Annotated in this window: 14 protein-coding genes; all 14 read left to right on the forward strand. The window is 48.0% G+C overall.

The annotated features are described in order from the left end of the window. Nucleotides 1–39 precede the first annotated feature (39 nt). The 14 genes from rseP to pnp all read left to right on the forward strand — a co-directional run bounded on the left by rseP (nucleotide 40) and on the right by pnp (nucleotide 18685). On the forward strand, nucleotides 40–1305 hold the full coding sequence (gene rseP, locus V5J77_RS11805) for an RIP metalloprotease RseP (RefSeq protein WP_338555997.1): 1266 nt from the start codon (nucleotides 40–42) through the stop codon (nucleotides 1303–1305). 6 nt (nucleotides 1306–1311) lie between these two features. Further along, a complete protein-coding gene (gene proS / locus V5J77_RS11810) occupies nucleotides 1312–2760 on the forward strand; it encodes a proline--tRNA ligase (RefSeq protein WP_338555999.1) in 1449 nt (482 codons plus the stop codon). A gap of 453 nt (nucleotides 2761–3213) precedes the next feature. Beyond that, nucleotides 3214–7524, forward strand: coding sequence for a PolC-type DNA polymerase III (locus tag V5J77_RS11815; RefSeq protein ID WP_338556001.1), 4311 nt, complete (start codon nucleotides 3214–3216; stop codon nucleotides 7522–7524). 212 nt (nucleotides 7525–7736) lie between these two features. After that, nucleotides 7737–8198 carry a ribosome maturation factor RimP gene (gene rimP / locus V5J77_RS11820; RefSeq protein ID WP_046230752.1) on the forward strand — a complete coding sequence of 154 codons (462 nt, stop codon included), beginning with the start codon at nucleotides 7737–7739 and terminating at the stop codon, nucleotides 8196–8198. A gap of 138 nt (nucleotides 8199–8336) precedes the next feature. Next, nucleotides 8337–9440 carry a transcription termination factor NusA gene (gene nusA, locus V5J77_RS11825; RefSeq protein ID WP_338556004.1) on the forward strand — a complete coding sequence of 368 codons (1104 nt, stop codon included), beginning with the start codon at nucleotides 8337–8339 and terminating at the stop codon, nucleotides 9438–9440. Nucleotides 9441–9485: 45 nt separating this feature from the next. Next, nucleotides 9486–9800: a YlxR family protein gene (locus tag V5J77_RS11830; RefSeq protein ID WP_338556006.1), complete on the forward strand. Its 315-nt coding sequence runs from the start codon at nucleotides 9486–9488 to the stop codon at nucleotides 9798–9800. After that, nucleotides 9793–10140, forward strand: coding sequence for a ribosomal L7Ae/L30e/S12e/Gadd45 family protein (locus V5J77_RS11835; protein ID WP_338556724.1), 348 nt, complete (start codon nucleotides 9793–9795; stop codon nucleotides 10138–10140). Before V5J77_RS11830 ends, V5J77_RS11835 begins: the two co-directional genes overlap by 8 nt. A gap of 40 nt (nucleotides 10141–10180) precedes the next feature. Continuing rightward, nucleotides 10181–12712 carry a translation initiation factor IF-2 gene (infB, locus tag V5J77_RS11840; protein WP_338556726.1) on the forward strand — a complete coding sequence of 844 codons (2532 nt, stop codon included), beginning with the start codon at nucleotides 10181–10183 and terminating at the stop codon, nucleotides 12710–12712. Nucleotides 12713–12719: 7 nt separating this feature from the next. Beyond that, a complete protein-coding gene (gene rbfA, locus V5J77_RS11845; protein ID WP_338556008.1) occupies nucleotides 12720–13076 on the forward strand; it encodes a 30S ribosome-binding factor RbfA in 357 nt (118 codons plus the stop codon). Continuing rightward, on the forward strand, nucleotides 13073–14062 hold the full coding sequence (locus tag V5J77_RS11850) for a bifunctional oligoribonuclease/PAP phosphatase NrnA (RefSeq protein WP_338556010.1): 990 nt from the start codon (nucleotides 13073–13075) through the stop codon (nucleotides 14060–14062). Before rbfA ends, V5J77_RS11850 begins: the two co-directional genes overlap by 4 nt. A 3-nt stretch (nucleotides 14063–14065) precedes the next feature. Next, a complete protein-coding gene (gene truB / locus V5J77_RS11855; RefSeq protein ID WP_338556012.1) occupies nucleotides 14066–14965 on the forward strand; it encodes a tRNA pseudouridine(55) synthase TruB in 900 nt (299 codons plus the stop codon). Nucleotides 14966–15026: 61 nt separating this feature from the next. Then, complete coding sequence (locus V5J77_RS11860; protein WP_338556728.1) at nucleotides 15027–15968, forward strand: bifunctional riboflavin kinase/FAD synthetase; 942 nt, start codon at nucleotides 15027–15029, stop codon at nucleotides 15966–15968. A 178-nt stretch (nucleotides 15969–16146) separates the two neighbouring features. Further along, on the forward strand, nucleotides 16147–16416 hold the full coding sequence (gene rpsO, locus V5J77_RS11865) for a 30S ribosomal protein S15 (RefSeq protein WP_338556014.1): 270 nt from the start codon (nucleotides 16147–16149) through the stop codon (nucleotides 16414–16416). 187 nt (nucleotides 16417–16603) lie between these two features. Continuing rightward, the gene (pnp, locus tag V5J77_RS11870) at nucleotides 16604–18685 is read left to right on the forward strand and encodes a polyribonucleotide nucleotidyltransferase (protein WP_338556730.1); all 2082 of its coding nucleotides are present in this window, start codon (nucleotides 16604–16606) and stop codon (nucleotides 18683–18685) included. The last annotated feature ends 30 nt before the right edge of the window (nucleotides 18686–18715 follow it).

Genomic DNA, 18715 nt, shown 5'->3' on the forward strand with positions numbered 1-18715 from the left:
ATAATCTATGTACAGGCCGTTACGAACAGGAGGCTCTATATGGAGACGATTCAAATTGTTTTATTAACCGTGCTCGTGTTTTTTGTGATCGTGACGATCCATGAATGGGGCCACTATTATTTTGCCAAGCGAGCAGGAATATTGGTCAGGGAGTTTGCCATTGGGTTTGGGCCTAAGCTCCTTTCCATTAAGCGCGGTGAGACGAGATTCACCATTCGCCTTGTCCCGGCAGGTGGCTTCGTCCGCATGGCAGGCGAGGATCCGGAAATTGTAGACGTGGCCTCCGGGCAGACGATTGCAATTAAGCTTAAAGACGATAAGGTAACGAGACTATACCTTGACCGTCTGGATGAGCGAAGCGGCGTCATTCGTGGTGAAGTGACTCAGATAGACCTCGAAAGGGATTTGTTCGTTACGCTCGATATTGAGGGCGAGAAGGAACGTTTTTCCCTGCATCCGCAAGCGTTAATGATTGCCAAAGGCAAAGAAACGCAAATTGCTCCGCTGGACAGACAGTTTGGGAGCAAATCGGTAGCAGCGAGGGCGCGTGCTATTTTTGCAGGTCCGTTTATGAATTTTGTACTGGCGTTTTTATTGTGTGGCGTTTATATTCAACTCGCAGGAACACCGGAAAATTTGCTTGTTGATTCGATTAGCAAGGGGATGCCGGCTGAAAAGGCACAATTGCAAAGCGGAGACATGATTCAAGCGATTAATGGTACGCCGATTGGTACGGATTATGATAAAATGATTGAGATTATTGGCGGCTCGCCTGGCGTACCGATCCAAATGGACATTGTGCGCGGCGGCGTAGCGCAGAAAATAGTGCTGACGCCAGCTCCGGATGACAACGGTGTCGGTAAAGTCGGCATCACTGCTACTTACAAGACGCGAACGGCAACCATTACAGAAACGGTAACGGGTGCGGGTAAGCTGATGAAGCAGATGACCGTTATTATTTTTGAAGGGCTTAAGAAGCTCGTAACGGGTGATTTTAAACTGGATGATTTGGGTGGACCGGTGCGTACAGCAGAGGTGACCAGCCAAATTGCTAAGCAGGGAATTGCTGAATTGACGCGGTGGACCGCCATGCTGAGCTTATATTTGGGGATTTTCAACCTGTTGCCGATTCCAGCGCTGGATGGAAGCAGACTTATTTTTCTCGGGCTGGAGGCGCTGCGCGGCAGACCGATTGACCCGAACCGGGAAAGCATGGTTCATTTCGTCGGCTTTGCGCTCATTATGCTGCTGATGCTGGTAGTAACCTATAACGATATTTTGCGATTGGTGCGAGGGGAGTCTTAATCTTTTATGTCTAAGGATAAAAAATTTGTTTCGGAAATTACGCCGCAAAGCGAGGATTTCTCCAAATGGTATATTGATGTCATCAAAAAAGCCGAGCTTATGGATTATTCGCCCGTGCGCGGATGTATTATTTTTCGCCCGGAAGGTTATGAGCTATGGGAAAATATTCAACGTGATCTGGACCGTCGCTTTAAAGAAACCGGCCATCGCAATGCTTATTTCCCACTGTTTATTCCAGAAAGCTTTTTCCAGAAGGAAAAGGAGCATGTCGAGGGCTTTAATCCTGAGCTTCCTTGGGTAACGGAAGCAGCAGGCGAGAAGCTTGAGGAGCGCCTTGCTATTCGTCCAACCTCGGAGACGATGTTCGGGCATATGTATGCCAAATGGATTCAATCGTACCGCGACCTGCCGCTGCTCATTAACCAATGGGCGAACGTTGTTCGCTGGGAGAAACGGACACTTCCGTTCCTGCGTACAAGCGAATTCCTATGGCAGGAAGGCCATACGGCGCATGAGAATGAAGAGGAAGCTCGTCAGGAAACGATGCAAATGCTGGGCATTTACCGTGACTTTGTTGAGGAGTTTTTGGCGATTCCGGTTGTTGTAGGTCAAAAGACGCCTTCGGAGCGTTTTGCTGGCGCTGTAGATACGTATTCGATTGAAGCGATGATGAAGGATGGCCGTGCTGTACAGGCGGGAACCTCTCATTACTTGGGGACAAAATTTGCCGTAGCGTTTGACATTAAATATTTGGATCGTGAAAATCAGCTGCAATTTGCCCACACGACCTCATGGGGTGTGAGTACCCGCCTTATTGGGGCGATGATTATGGTGCATGGGGACGATCGCGGCCTTGCTTTGCCGCCGAAAGTTGCTCCAACACAGGTCATAATGATTCCAATTGGACCAGCAAAGACACGTGACCAAGTTGCCCACCGAGTAGATGAGCTGTATGCCGAGCTTAAAAAAGCAGGCGTTCGCGTCAAGGTGGATGACCGTTCTGATGTAAGCCCAGGCTGGAAGTTCAATGAATATGAAATGCGCGGCATTCCGCTTCGTCTTGAGCTCGGGCCACGCGATATGGAAAATGGGCAAGTTGTACTCGTATCCCGCATTAGCGGCGAGAAGAAGGTAGTCGAGCAGGCTAATCTTGTCGCTGAAGTAGAGGCGATGCTAGTACAGATCCATAATGAAATGTATGAGAAAGCGAAGCAGTTCCGCGAGGATCATTTTTATTCGGTAAATACACTGGATGAGATGAAGGCATCGCAAGAGGAGCAGCGCGGCTTTGTGCTTGCGGGCTGGTGTGGCTCGGACGCATGCGAGAAGCAGGTTAAGGAAGAGACGGGCGCCACAAGCCGCAACATTCCTTTCGAGCCAGCAGAGAAAAAGAGTACATGCCTCGTTTGTGGCGATGCCGCCGAGCATACGGTCGTTTTCGCTCGCGCTTACTAGAAGGAAGCCGCCCTTGTATAGCAAAAGCACGTTTTCATTCTTAGACTCTAAGCGTGGTTTTCCGGGCAATTAATCTTTCTGTATTTTATTGTTTTGTATTGTGTTTTGATGTGTTATGCTAATTTCAAAGCAATTGCAGGGCAGGGAAATGGAATCAACCATTTCCCTGCTTCTATGAGAAGTGCTGGTTTAGTGAGCGCTTATAAAACGGTTTTTGCAGTGGGGAGAGCGAGGTTAAGGGGGCAAGCGGAGTGAAAGGTTTGAGCTGGAGAAGCGTTAGCGTTCGCTTTTGCCCTTGGAATTGTACCGTTGGGTGGTTTATTCCAACAATTCCAAGGGCAATGGCGATCGTAAGCCAAACCTTTCACGCAGCGACGATCCCCCTTAACCGAGCCGAGCCATCCCATTGCAATACCTTAAATAAGCCAGCGAGCGTTAGGAGTGGATAAATTCATGAGCCAAACCGACAACAAGAGGCAGCGCTTTGAGCTTCTGCTGCAGCAGTCGGAATTACCGCAGGAAATGATACAATCCTTTTTTCAGGATGGTTATATAGATCAGGTTGTCGTCGCTAAAAACAACCGCAAGTGGACGTTTTGCATACGCAAAACGTCTTTGGTTCCTTATAAGGCCTATAGTGGACTATGCCAGGCGGTTAAGCAAAAGTTTGCCCATATTGCCGATACCTCTTTCCAATTTATATACGATGAACAGCTTTCTTCAGAGGAGCTTGCGAGCGAATATTGGCCGCTTTTCAAAGAGTGGGCTCAGCAGGAAATAGCCTCGGTTAACGGTTGGCTGCTCAAAGCAACGATTACGACGGAAGGCGATGTTATTACGCTGCTGATGCTCGATGAAATGGGGCTTGAGCTGGCACGCAAAAAGCGGATGGACGAAGAAATCACTCGATTTTATGAGCAGCAATTTAGCCGAAGCTATAAAGTAAAGCTTGCTGTTGGCGAAGCTAAAGCAGAGGTTTACGAGGAGTTTGAGCAGCGGCGGGTAGCCGAGGAACGAGAGGTCATTCAGCAAATTATGGCCAGCGCGGCAGCCGAGGAATTGGGCGATGACGGCGAGCCGCCAGCAAAGCTAGCGGTTGGATATGACATTCGCGAAGAACCGGTTCCACTTATGAACATTCGGGAGGAAGAGAAGAAAATAACGGTGCAAGGCGCCGTTTTTGGATTAGAAAAGAAGGAGCTGCGAAACGGAAGCACGCTCTTTACCTTCAACCTGACCGATTTCTCAGATTCCTTGTCTCTAAAAATGTTCGCCAAAACAAAAGAGGATGTCAAAGTGCTGGATCTATTGTCCAACGGCAAATGGGTGAAGGCAAGGGGCAGAGTTGAATACGATCGTTTTATGCAGGAGCCTGAGCTTGTCATGATGCCGAATGATTTGCACGAGGTTCATGCGCCAGCGGAGCGTAAAGACAACGCGGAGCAGAAGCGGGTAGAGTTCCATCTCCATACGACGATGAGCGCGATGGATGCGGTAGCTCCCATTGACGCTTATGTAAAGATGGCAGCCAAATGGGGACATACAGCAATGGCGGTTACGGATCACAGCAATGTGCAATGTTACCCGGAAGCGGCGAAAGCAGCGAAAAAGAACGGTATTCAGCTATTGTTCGGCCTGGAGGCTAATGTAGTAAATGACGCGGTTCCGATGGTGCTTAATCCGCGGGAGCAGCCGCTTGCTGGCTCCGAATATATCGTTTTCGATATTGAGACAACTGGACTTTCCGTCATTAACAACAAAATTATTGAGCTTGCCGGCGTGAAAATGAAGGATGGGAAAGAAATAGCGACGTTTGCTACCTTTATTAATCCTCATGAGAAAATTCCTTATCATATTCAGCAATTGACGAATATTAACGATGAAATGGTACAGGATGCGCCGGAGCTTGAGCCGAAGCTGCGCGAATTTATTGAATTTATTGGGGACACTGTACTCGTGGCTCACAATGCCCGCTTTGATATTGGGTTTTTGCAGGCCAACTGCAAATCGCTAGGACTGCCGGAAATTAAAAATCCGGTCCTCGATACGTTGGAGCTGGCGAGATTTTTGCATCCAAGCTTGAAAAACCATCGTCTCAATACACTGTCGGCTAAGTACAAAATCAGTCTGGAAAACCATCACCGGGCAATTGATGATTCCATTGCCTTGGGAGGCGTATTGTTCGGCTTGATTGGCGATGCGGCAGAACGAAATGTAACAGGCCTTCATCAATTAAATGATTATGTCGGTATCGACTTATCGAACAGCCGTCCGTTTCACTGCTGTATTTATGCACTGAACGCGGTCGGCAAGAAAAATTTATATAAGCTCGTTTCGCTTTCCCATACGGAGCATTTTAAACGGGTAGCAAGCATCCCGAGGACGAAGCTGGTGGAGCTGAGAGAAGGACTGCTCGTCATATCCGGCTGTGAGAAAGGCGAGTTTTACGAAACGGTGCTGAATAAGTCCTATGAGGAAGCTGTAGAGGTCGCACGATTTTATGATGTGCTGGAAATTCAGCCGATTGATTTTTACATGCATTTGGTGGAAAAAGGGCTCGTCGGCAGCCGTGCTGAAATTGAGCAAGCACACCGCCGTGTGTGCCAAATTGGGGATGAGCTGGGTAAGCCAGTGATAGCGACAGGCAATGTCCACTATTTGCATCCAAGGGATAAGCTGTTCCGTGACATTGCCATTCATGGCATAACGGGCTTTAGTCCGCTGAAGGACATGCGCAAGCCGGATGCCCATTTCCGGACAACCGATGAAATGCTTAAGGAATTTGCATTTCTTGGAGACGCGCGGGCGTATGAGGTTGTTGTGACCAATACGGTGCAGCTCGCAGAGCGCTTTGAACCGTTTGACCTGTTTCCGCCAGAGCTGTTTACGCCGATTATGGAGGGAGCGGAGGAGGAAATCCGCACCACCTGCTACAATACTGCAAAAGGATTTTATGGCGAGGATTTGCCGCAAGTCGTTATAGACCGTCTGGAGAAAGAGCTCGTCCCGATTATTAAATTCGGATTTGCCGCGAACTATTTAATTTCTGAGCGTTTGGTGAAAAAATCGAATGAGGACGGCTATTTGGTCGGCTCCAGGGGCTCGGTTGGCTCCTCCGTCGTAGCTACGTTTCTCGGCATATCCGAGGTTAACCCGCTGCCAGCGCATTATATGTGCAAAAATCCAGCGTGCAAGCATAGCGAGTGGTTTCTCGATGGCAGCATACCAAGCGGTTTTGACCTTCCCGACAAAGCTTGTCCAAAGTGCGGAGAGCAGCTAAAGGGCGAGGGGCAGGACATTCCGTTCGAAACGTTCCTTGGCTTCAAAGGCGATAAAGTTCCCGATATCGATCTTAACTTCTCTGGCGAATACCAGCCGACAGCTCATAATTACACGAAGATCATGTTCGGGGAAAAGGCGGTATTCCGGGCCGGAACGATTGGAACGGTAGCAGAGAAAACGGGGTTTGGCTTTGCCAAAAAATACGAAGAAGCGAACGGGAAAAAATGGCGCGGAGCCGAGCTGTCCAGGCTGGCAGCAGGCGTAACGGGCGTCAAGCGCAGCACTGGTCAGCATCCGGGCGGCATCGTTGTCGTGCCGGATTATATCGAGGTAGAGGATGTAACGCCTGTCCAATATCCGGCTGATGACGTAAATGCAGAATGGAAGACGACTCATTTTGACTATCATGCCTTTGAGACGAATTTGCTCAAGCTCGATATACTCGGACACGATGATCCGACGATGATGCGGATGCTACAGGATTTGACTGGGGTTGATCCAACAACGATTCCAATGAACGATCCTAAAGTCATGAGCATGTTTAATTCGACTAAAGCGCTTGGCGTTTCTCCAGAGCAAATTCGGACACCGGTGGCCACGTATGGAGTTCCAGAGATGGGAACGAAATTCGTTCGGCAAATGCTTCAGGAGACGCAGCCGTCTTCTTTTGCCGATTTGCTGCAAATTTCCGGCTTGTCGCACGGAACGGGCGTTTGGCTTGGCAATGCGCAGGAGCTCATTAAGAAGGGAACCTGCAACATCAAAACCGTTATCGGCTGCCGGGATGATATAATGCTTTATTTAATATACAAGGCGGGCATGGATGCGGGGCTGGCCTTTAAAATTACCGAGAGCGTGCGTAAGGGCAAAGGGCTTTCGGATGAATGGATTGAAGAAATGAAACGCTGCAAGGTGCCGCAGTGGTATATTGACTCCTGTCTGCGCATCGAGTATATGTTTCCGAAGGCGCATGCGGCGGCCTATGTTATTTCGGCAGTGCGCACCGCTTACTTCAAGCTGTATTATCCAATTGCTTATTATGCGACCTACTTTACCGTTCGTGCCGAGGATTTTGATCTCGAAATATTGTGCCAAGGCTATGATGCGATCAAACGCAAGCTGATTGAAATTGAAGAAAAAGGCTTTGCTGCGCTGCCTAAGGAGAAGGCGAGCATCTCGCTGCTCGAGATGGCGCTTGAGATGACAGCTCGCGGCTTTTCTTTTAAACCGATTGATTTGTACCGTTCCGATGCGACAAAATTCCAGGTTGATGGCGATTCGCTCGTGCCTCCGTTTGCGGCGATTCCGGGTATTGGCGAAAATGCAGCACGCAATATAGCGGCTTCCCGCAACGATGGCGAGTACTTGTCAATTGAGGATTTCCAGCAAAGGTCGAAGGCAAGTAAAACGATTATTGAGGTGCTTGGCGGGATGGGCTGCTTCCGCGGATTGCCGGAATCCAACCAATTGTCGCTGTTCTAAAACGTGGTAAATCGGCATTTGTGCAGCCTTTCAACTTGAAAAGTTTTCTTGTCACTACTTATGCGGTTATGTTATAATTTTCGTGGCAATGATGTTGATAAGCGTTTGATGCAGAAGAGTGGGGAAACCCACTCTTTACGTTTTGTTTTCGGGTCTTTAAGGGTCTGAAAGGCCAAATCAATCGTTTGGACCGAACGGGAGGTAGCAGCAATTTGAGCATTTCCAAAATCAAAACCGTCGTAGAAGAAATGGTTACACCGTTTCTAAGCGAAAATGGATTTGAACTTGTTGATATTGAGTACGTCAAGGAAGGAAGCAACTTCTTCCTCCGGGTTTCAGTAGACAAGGAAGGCGGCATTGATATTGACGAATGCGGCCGTATTAGCGAATTTTTAAGTGAACAGTTGGACAAGAACGATCCGGTAACGGATGCTTATTTTCTTGAAGTGTCGTCGCCTGGCGCCGAAAGGCCGCTTAAGAAAGCCGAAGATGTGCGCAAAGCCGTCGGCAAGCACGTATACATTACAACCTATGAGCCGATAAACGCATCCAAGGAATTTGAAGGCGACCTCATTTCGTTCGATGGAGAAGAGCTTGTAGTCAAAGTCGGCAAGAAAGAGCATGCCATTCCTTATGCTAAAGTGGCGGGAGCACGCCTCGCTATCGTTTTCTAAAATATAGGAAAGTATTTCATTTTGTTATTCTTTCTCTATATTTCTCGGAATGAGACGTGCCGCACCGCCAAGGGACGGCTTTCGGTCGTTTCATCTTGAACAACGTTTGTTATTATTGAAGGGGGGACCAGAGTTCCAATGAGCATGGATTTTATTGAAGCATTATCGGAAATAGAGCGGGATAAAGGGATAGCCAAAGAAGTGCTGATTGATGCGATCGAAGCAGCGCTGATTTCAAGCTACAAGCGGAACTTTAACGCTGCACAAAATGTGCGTGTCGATATTAACCGCTATACGGGTGTTATTAAAGTATATGCCCGCAAGACGGTGACGGACGAAGTGCTTGATCCCCGTTTGGAGATTACAGTAGAAGCGGCGCGTGAGGTGAATCCGCATTACCAGTTGGATGATGTGGCAGATATTGAAGTGACGCCTCGTGATTTTGGCCGTATTGCAGCACAAACCGCGAAGCAGGTCGTTACGCAGCGCATTCGCGAGGCAGAGCGTGGCCTGATCTACAATGCCTTTATCGACAAAGAAGAGGATATTGTGAATGGTATCGTGCAGCGTCAGGACGTTCGCAACCTGTTTATTGATTTGGGTAAAGTAGAAGCAGTTATGCCGCTTACAGAGCTTATGCCAACTGATAAATTCAAGCATGGCGACCGAGTGAAATCGTATATTACGAAAGTGGAAAATACGACTAAAGGTCCGCAAATCATTTTGTCCCGTACGCATCCAGGTCTGCTTAAGCGTTTATTTGAGCTAGAGGTTCCGGAAATTTACGATGGAGTCGTTGAGATTCGCTCGGTTGCGCGCGAAGCAGGCTTCCGTTCGAAAATTGCCGTTTTCTCTCGCAATGACGAGGTTGACGCTGTAGGCTCATGCGTAGGTCCGAAGGGATTGCGTGTACAGACAATTGTTGGCGAGCTGAAGGGCGAGAAGATTGATATCGTTTGCTGGTCTGAAAATGTAGAGGAATACGTTGCGAACGCGCTTAGCCCATCTAAAGTGCTTGAAGTTATCGTTTTCGAGCAGGAAAAAATGGCTCGCGTCATCGTGCCGGATTACCAGCTTTCGCTTGCAATCGGGATTAAAGGGCAAAACGCTCGTCTAGCGGCGAAGCTGACTGGCTGGAAAATCGACATTAAGAGTGAATCGCAAGCTGAGCAGGAGTACGGTCGTCCGAAAACGATGACGGCAGTTATGCCGCAAGATTCGGTTTCCATTGATCTGGCTTAACTAATACATCGGCTGCGTTCATCAACGGGTAAAGGGGGGTGTGCGATGAGACCGAGAAAAGTACCGCTGCGCAAATGCGTAGCCTGTCAGGAAATGAAACCGAAGAAAGAGCTTATTCGGGTCGTTAGAACGCCTGATGAGGAAATTCTAATTGATCTTACTGGCAAAAAAGCTGGTCGGGGCGCCTATTTGTGTGGGAAAGTCAGCTGCTTTAAGCTGGCCAAAAAGACGAAAGCACTGGATCGAGCTTTGAAGCAACCTGTTGGCGTAGCCATTTACGACCAGCTTGAACAGGATTTCATTGCGGTAGAGGAAGAGTTTCTGGCAGAAAAGGAGCGGGTAAGCGATGAAGATGCATAAAGGCTTGTCCTCGCTCGGCATGGCCATGCGGGCTGGAAAATTGGTTACTGGCGATGAAATTGTGCTCAAGGCGGTACGTAAGGGAGAGGTGCATCTCGTTATTATTGCGGGTGACGCATCTCCAAATACGAAAAAAAAGTTTCAAGATAAATGTAGCACCTATGGGGTAGAGCTCGCCGAAGCGTTCGACCGCAATCAACTTGGAAAAGCTATAGGAAAGCTCGACCGAGTCGTACTGGCGGTAACTGACGCAAAGTTCGGAAAAATGATTGCGGGTCATCTGAATCAAAATTCGGAGGTGGATCATATTGAACAAACCACAGGACAGCAAGGACAATAAAGATAAGCTTCGTGTATACGAATATGCGAAATCCCTCAGTATGAGCAGTAAAGAAATTATAACGATTCTTAAACGGCTGGATATGCCCGTAAACAACCATATGAGTGTGATGGAAAACGAAATGGTTAATAAAGTGGAAGGCTTCTTCCGCGATATAAAAGCTAACGCAGCTGCGAAGCGGGCGAAAGAATCCAGCGGGGCAACTGTATCTTCTACATCGCAGGCGCCATCGAAGCCGGCTCAGCCGAAGCAGCAACCAGCACCACAGCAAGAAGCCATTAAACCGGAGCTCGAAGCTTCCGGATTAAACAATAAAAAAATTATGCAAGATAGACAGGAGCCTATGAATTCTATTAAAACGACATCGCAAAACAACCAACAGCAACGTCCGTCCCAATCGTCCCCAAGCAGCAACAGATCTGCAGCGCCTAGCGGCAGCCGTCCAGCACAGGGCTCAGGCCCATCGCAAGGCGGTAACCGTTCTGGCCAAGGCGGCCCATCGCAAAATAGCCGTCCTAACCAAGGATCAGGTCAAGGCAACCGTCCAAGCAGTGGCGGCCCATCGCGTCCAGCAGCTTCACAAGGAGCTAGTCGTCCATCTGGAACGGGTCCGTCCCGTCCGGCAGGCGATGCTTCGAGAAGCACAAGCGGCAATTCGAATAACAAGCCTGGTGCAAGAAAACCAGGTGCAAATCAAGGGCAAAAACGGTTTGAAGATGGCAGACCAGGCGGTTTTGGCCGCAACAATAACAATAATCGCGGTGGCAGAGGACGCAATCAGCGTAATCAGCCGCAAGTATTCCGTGAGAAAATCGACAATACGCCTAAGAAAATCATCGTACGCGGTACGTTGACTGTTGGCGAATTGGCGAAATTGCTCCATAAAGATGCTTCAGAAGTAATTAAAAAGCTGATCGTTCTTGGCGTAATGGCTACCATTAACCAAGAGATCGACATGGATGCAATCCTTCTGCTTGCTGGTGAATATGGCGTAGAAGTAGAAGTGAAAATTCCGGTTGAAGAAGATACGTTCGAAACGTTAGAAGAAACGGATGAGGAAGCTGATTTGTTGCCACGCCCTCCGGTTGTAACGATTATGGGTCACGTTGACCATGGTAAAACAACCTTGCTCGATGCCATTCGCAAAACGAATGTAACGGGCGGAGAAGCTGGCGGTATTACTCAGCACATCGGTGCTTACCAGATCGAAGCCAACCACAAAAAGATTACATTCCTGGATACGCCTGGTCACGAAGCGTTTACGCTTATGCGTGCCCGTGGAGCACAAGTAACAGATATTACAATTATCGTAGTTGCAGCCGATGACGGCGTTATGCCGCAAACGGTAGAGGCAGTCAACCATGCGAAGGCTGCTGGCGTTCCAATTATCGTTGCGGTTAACAAAATTGATAAGCCAGATGCTGATGCAGATAAAATCAAGCAAGCTTTGACCGAGTATGAGCTGGTTCCGGAAGAGTGGGGCGGAGACACGATCTTCGTTAACGTTTCAGCAAAGCAGCGCATTGGTCTGGAAGAACTGCTCGATATGATTTTGCTTGTAGCTGAAGTCAATGATTTCAAAGCTAACCCTGACAAGCGTGCACGCGGTACAGTCATTGAGGCTGAGCTGGATAAAGGTAAAGGCGCGGTTGCACGTGTTCTCGTACAGCATGGTACGCTCAAAATTGGAGATGCTTTCGTTGCGGGCAACTGCTTCGGCCGTATCCGTGCCATGGTTAATGACAAGGGGCGTCGCTTAAAAGAAGCTGGACCTTCGACACCAGTCGAAATTACTGGTTTGACTGAGGTTCCACTTGCTGGCGATCCGTTTATGGTGTTTGAAGACGAGCGTAAAGCGAGAGCAATTGCTGATCGCCGCGCAATTAAGCATCGTCAAACCGAGCTTGGCGCTAACTCACGCGTAACGCTTGACGATTTGTTTAAGCACATTAAAGATGGAGAGATCAAGGATCTCAACGTTATTATTAAATCCGACGTTCAAGGCTCGGCAGAGGCGCTTAAAGGCTCGCTCGCAAAAATTGACATCGAAGGCGTGCGTGTCAAAATCATTCATAGCGGTGTAGGTGCGATTACAGAATCGGATATTAACCTTGCTTCAGCTTCGAATGCAATCGTTGTCGGCTTTAACGTTCGTCCTGAGCCGCAGGCTGATCTGGCTGCGCAGCAGGAGAAAGTTGATGTTCGTATGCACCGCGTTATTTATAACGTAATTGAAGAGATCGAACAAGCGATGAAAGGGATGCTTGATCCAATCTTCAAAGAGGTCATTATCGGCCATGCTGAAGTCCGTAATGTATTTAAAGTAAGCAAAGTCGGAGCAATCGCGGGCTCCATGATTACTTCCGGTAAAATTACTCGTTCTTCTGAGGCGCGGATCGTACGCGGCGGTATCGTTGTATTCGAAGGTAAAATTGATACGCTCAAGCGCTTCAAGGATGATGTCAAGGAAGTTGCTCAAGGCTACGAGTGCGGAATTACGCTTGAGCGGTTTAGCGACTTCAAAGAAGGGGATATTATTGAAGCCTTCGTAATGGAGTCAGTAGAGAGGTGAATAAAGCATGGCTAAAATTCGTGTAGGTCGGGTAGGCGAGCAGATTAAAAAAGAGCTCAGCCAAATTATCCAGACAGAAATTAAAGATCCACGCGTCGGTTTTATTACAGTGACGGGCGTAGAAACGAGTAATGATTTGTCCCAAGCCAAAGTATATTTGAGCGTGCTGGGCAGCGAAGAGCAAAAGGAAGAAACACTCAAAGCAATCGGCCGTGCAACAGGCTTTATCCGTTCTGAGCTTGGCAAGCGGATGCGTTTGCGCCATACGCCAGTGCTGATCTTCAAATTCGACAGCAGCATTGAGTATGGAAGCCGGATTGAAGGTATCCTCGAGGAAATTAACGGGGAGAACAAACGATCATGACAGCTGCTGCGTCCTATTTGCAGCAGTTGGATGATGCACTTGCTTTTATGCGCGGTGGGGACGACTTTCTGGTCGTCTCCCACGTGCAGCCCGATGGCGATGCCATTAGTTCGACGGTTGTCGTCGGTTGGCTGCTGGAGAAGCTTGGGAAAAAATCTACGTTGATTAACGAAAGTGAGCTGCCTTCAAGGCTTGCTCATTTGCGTTCATTCGATACGATTATTCATTATGCAAAAGCCCAGCCAACACAATCGTATACTCGTGTTATTGCGGTCGATTGCGCTGATTATCGCCGGATGGGCAAAGTGGAGAGCTTGTTTGCTCCGGGAGTGGAGCTGCTCAATATTGATCATCATCCAACTAATGACGGCTTTGGTACGGTTCAATTGATTCGTCCGAATGCAGCAGCTACGGTTGAAATTTTATATGATTTAATCGAACGTGCGGGCATTTCCTTTGATTTGGAATGTGCGACGGCTATATATACCGGGCTTATTACAGATACTGGCGGATTTCGCTACTCCAATACGACACCACATGTAATGAATATTGCTTCCCGCATGCTGGCGATTGGTGTACCGGGTCACAAATTGGCCGATCTGCTGCTCGAAAAAATGTCGATGTCCAAGCTCAAGCTTCTGCAGCGTTGCCTTAGCAGACTTACGTTTAGCGACAATCAGCAAATTGGCTGGCTATATGTCAATAAGGATGATTTTGCTGAGACAGGTGCGATATCGGAAGATATGGAGGGCATCGTCAATTATGCACTGAACATTGACGGTGTAGAAGTCGGCATTATGTTTAAAGAGACGGAAGATGGCGGAGTGAAAGCCAGCTTGAGATCAGCAGGGACGGCGGATGTTGCTGCGATTGCCCAATCTTTTGGCGGTGGCGGACATGTCCGTGCTGCTGGCTGTCGTATTGATGCGCCGCTTCAAGAAGCAATCACCCAGTTGGTCGATGCGGTCAGAAAGGCGTTGAGCTAACAGATGGACGGTATTATCGCAGTATGGAAGCCTGCCGGCTGGACCTCGCATGATGTTGTAGCCAAGGTGAGAAGACTGCTGAAGATGAAGCGTATCGGCCATACGGGAACGCTAGACCCTATGGTGACAGGTGTTTTGCCGCTATGTCTTGGCCGAGCTACTCGTGTAGTCGAATATGTGCAGGAGCGCCCCAAGGCGTATGAAGCGGTTATCCAGCTGGGCCTTGCAACGGATACAGAGGATTTGACAGGTACAGTCACGGAGCAGCAAACAGGTGTGCAGGTAACGCGTGAAGATATTATTCGCGTGCTGCGCCGTTTCGTGGGCGAAATTGAGCAAGTTCCTCCGATGTTCTCCGCTGTAAAGGTAGACGGAAAACGTTTATATGAATTGGCGCGTGAAGGCAAGACAGTAGAGCGCAAAGCGCGGAAAGTAACGATTCATCAAATTGAGCTGCTTGACCTAGAGCTTGATTTGGAATTTCCACGCTTCTCGTTTTCTGTTGTTTGTTCAAAAGGGACGTATATTCGCACGTTATGTGTAGATGTCGGTCATGCGCTAGGAGTTCCAGCAGCGATGGCAGAGCTTACCCGGACGATGTCTGGCGGTTTTACGAAGGAGCAATGTGTAAGTCTGGAGCAGATTGAAGCTCTTGGCACGGAGGGTATAGCGCCGTTTATATTGCCTGCTGAGCTGGGTATCCAGCATTTGCCAAGGATTCAGGTCGATGCTCGTTTGACTTCGCTTGCTCTTAAAGGACAGAAGCTTCCGCTTCGCTTGCTTAACGAGGAACCTGAAGCAGGGAAGCCAGTACGTCTTTTTGGTGAAAATGATTTGTTTATTGGTATTTTTGAGGCCGATCATGCTTTAGCGGTACTCACGCCTATCAAGGTGTTCTCGTAACCTAACGTATACTTGGTTATCGGAAAGTCATATAGGAATTGCAGGTGCATCAGCGTTGGAAATGATCTCATTGGAATATCCGGTAATTGAGCTGCCAAAACAGCTGCGAAATAAATCGCTTTCTATTGCAATTGGACATTTTGACGGAGTACATCGCGGCCACCGCAATGTGATTGAGCAAGTTGTTGCTGCAGCCAAGAGAACCGGAGGATTGTCGGCGGTTATGACGTTTAACCCGCATCCGAAGGAAGTGCTTGGCCGTGGCGATCAATATTACAACTGCTTGACGCCGCTTGCTGTCAAACAGTCGCTATTTGCTGAATTAGGTGTCGATTTGGTGCTAGTCGTCAAATTTGATCATGATTTTGCAGCGATTATGCCGGAGCAGTTTGTTGACGAGGTACTTCGCCGATTAGGAGCTACACAAATTGTAGTTGGTTTTGATTTTAATTTTGGCTACAAGGGCCAAGGAAATGCCGCCGCAATGAAGGCGTTATGCGAGCCGGACATTCAGGTCGAAATTGTTGAGCCGCTATACGATAATGGCTTAAAGGTGAGCAGCACATATATTCGACAGGCGCTTGGCGACGGTGATATAGAGCTTGCGACAAAGCTGCTCGGGCGTCCCTTTGAGATAGCAGGAACGGTTGTGCACGGTGACGGCAGAGGCAGCAGCATTGGCTTCCCGACGGCTAATGTGGATGTTTCCTTGCCTTATGTCATGCCGCGCCTCGGCGTTTTTGGCATTTCAGCGGTCGTACTCGGCAAGTCGTATTATGGCGTATTAAATCATGGGATGAAACCGACCTTTAATAAAGAAGATATTCGTCCGGTGCTGGAAGCCCATTTATTCGACTTTCATCAAGTTATTTATGATGAGCCCATTAAACTGCAATTTCATACTTTTATCCGTCCTGAGCAGCGTTTTAGCAGTGTAGATGAGCTTATCCGGCAAATCCATGCGGATGCTGAGCAAGCGAAGCGTCAGTTTGGTGTGGAATAGCTGCCTAATGGCATTTACTTTTACTATAGGCTTGTGATATACTAAAACACGTTGCGATTCTACTTTTTTGTCAGAATACGCAGCTGCAATTGGAACCTTAGCTTGGATGTCCGCTCTCACCGACGGCGCCTGGGCTAATGGCGATTATTGAATATAAGTTCAAGGAGGTGACTTTAGGATGGCAATTACACAAGAGCGTAAACAAGAATTGATTGATACGCACAAAACGCATGCGAGCGATACGGGTTCACCGGAGGTTCAAGTAGCTATCCTAACGGAAAACATCGTTAACTTGACGCAACATTTTCGGGAGCACAAGAAAGACCACCACTCCCGTCGTGGTTTGCTCAAGATGGTAGGTCAACGTCGTAAGCTGTTGAGATACCTTAAAAACAAAGATGTTAACCGTTATAGCGCATTGATCGAAAAACTCGGCCTTCGCCGCTAAAACATGTTTCATGAGAAGCAACCTGGTTGTTTTGCTGTCCGGCATTACGGACTTGGCAAAATCGGGTTGCTTTTTGTAATATGCGAGAGTTAAGCAGGATATAGAGGTCTTGCTGGCGAATGTTATGTTTGTCAATCGTTAAAATTATATTTGAAACATAGGAGGGATACGTTTGCAACAGGTTGAAATGATTTTGGGTGGACGCAAGCTTGTTCTGGAAACAGGCAGACTTGCGAAGCAAGCGAATGCTGCTGTAACCGTACGTTATGGCGACACCGTTGTACTCTGTACAGTGACCGCTTCCAAAGGGCCAAAAGATTTAGATTTTTTCCCGCTTACGGTGAACTATGAAGAGCGTCTGTATGCAGTTGGTAAAATCCCTGGTGGATTTATTAAACGTGAAGGACGTCCGAGTGAGAAAGCGATTTTGTCAAGCCGTCTGACGGACCGTCCAATTCGTCCATTGTTCCCTGAGGGCTTCCGTAATGATGTTCAAATCGCGAACATCGTAATGAGTGTGGATCAGGATTGCTCGCCTGAAATGGCGGCAATGATTGGTACCTCCGCAGCACTGGCGATTTCTGATGTTCCATTTAACGGACCAATCGGCGGCGTGAGCGTCGGTCGTGTTGACGGCGAATTCGTAATTATTCCAACCGTTGAGCAAGAGCAGAAAAGCGATGTTTTCGTTGTCGTTGCTGGTACGAAAGATGCCATCATGATGGTGGAAGCAGAAGCAAATGAAGTTCCTGAGGACGTTATGCTGGAAGCGATTATGTTCGGGCATGATGAAATTAAGAAAATCGTTGCTACAATTGAGCAATTGCAGGCAGTTGCCAGCAAAGAAAAAATGGAAGTTACGCTTCATGCAGTCAACGAAGAAGTAAATGCTGCTGTACGCGCATTTGCATCTGCTCGTTTGGTTGAAGCGATTCGCATTCCCGAGAAGCATGAGCGTCAAGATGCTATTGATGCGGTTAATGCGGACACGGTTGCACATTTCGATGAAGTATATGCAGAGACGCCTGAGCTGCTTGGCGATGTCAAAGAAGTGCTTTATGATATCGTTAAAGAAGAAGTTCGTCGCCTGATTACACATGAGAAAATTCGTCCTGATGGCCGTGCGCCAGAAGAAATTCGTCCAATCGAATGTGATGTGGCGATATTGCCGCGTACACACGGATCTGGACTGTTTACACGTGGACAAACGCAAGCACTCAGCATTTGTACGCTTGGACCGCTTGGCGATGTGCAAATTCTTGATGGCATCAGCCCGGAAGAAACGAAACGTTTTATGCATCACTATAATTTCCCGCCATTCAGCGTAGGTGAAGCAAGACCGCTTCGTCCTCCAGGTCGTCGTGAAATTGGGCATGGTGCACTCGGCGAGCGCGCTTTGTCGAAGGTTATTCCGTCTGAGGCTGATTTCCCGTATACGATTCGTCTTGTATCCGAGGTGCTTGAATCGAATGGATCAACTTCGCAAGCTAGTATTTGTGCAAGCACACTTGCTATGCTGGACGCTGGCGTTCCGATTAAAGCTCCGGTTGCAGGTATCGCGATGGGTCTAATTAAAGATGGTGAGCATTTCTCCATTTTGTCTGACATTCAAGGGATGGAAGATCATCTCGGCGATATGGACTTTAAAGTTGCGGGTACAGCTGAGGGTGTAACGGCTATTCAAATGGATATCAAAATTGACGGTATTGATCGTTCGATTTTGGAGCAGGCGCTTGAGCAAGCACGTGAAGGACGCATGCATATTCTAGGTAAAATGACGGAGATTATATCGGTTGCTCGTCCAAATCTTTCTAAATATGCGCCTAAAATTCTCACGCTTCGCATTAATCCGGACAAAATCCGTGATGTTATCGGCTCTGGCGGTAAAATCATCAATAAGATTATTGAAGAAACTGGCGTGAAAATTGATATCGAGCAAGACGGCATGGTTTATATTGCTTCTTCTAATGAAGAGATGAACCAAAAAGCCAAAGCGATCATCGAAGGCATTGTGAAGGAAGTTGTAATTGGCGAAATTTATTTAGGTACGGTTAAGCGAATCGAGAAGTTCGGCGCATTCGTTGAAATTTTACCGAACAAAGACGGTTTAGTGCACATTTCCCAGCTTGCGAACGAGCGTGTCGCTAAAGTGGAAGATGTCATAGCGATCGGCGACCAAATTACAGTTAAAGTAACGGAAATTGATCAGCAGGGTCGCATTAACTTGTCCCGTAAAGCTGTATTGACGCCAACTGTACCAGCACAATAACGGCTGCAACGTTACAAGGCAGGGGCACCG

This window comes from Paenibacillus sp. KS-LC4 (genome assembly GCF_036894955.1).
Taxonomy (GTDB): Bacteria; Bacillota; Bacilli; order Paenibacillales; family Paenibacillaceae; genus Pristimantibacillus.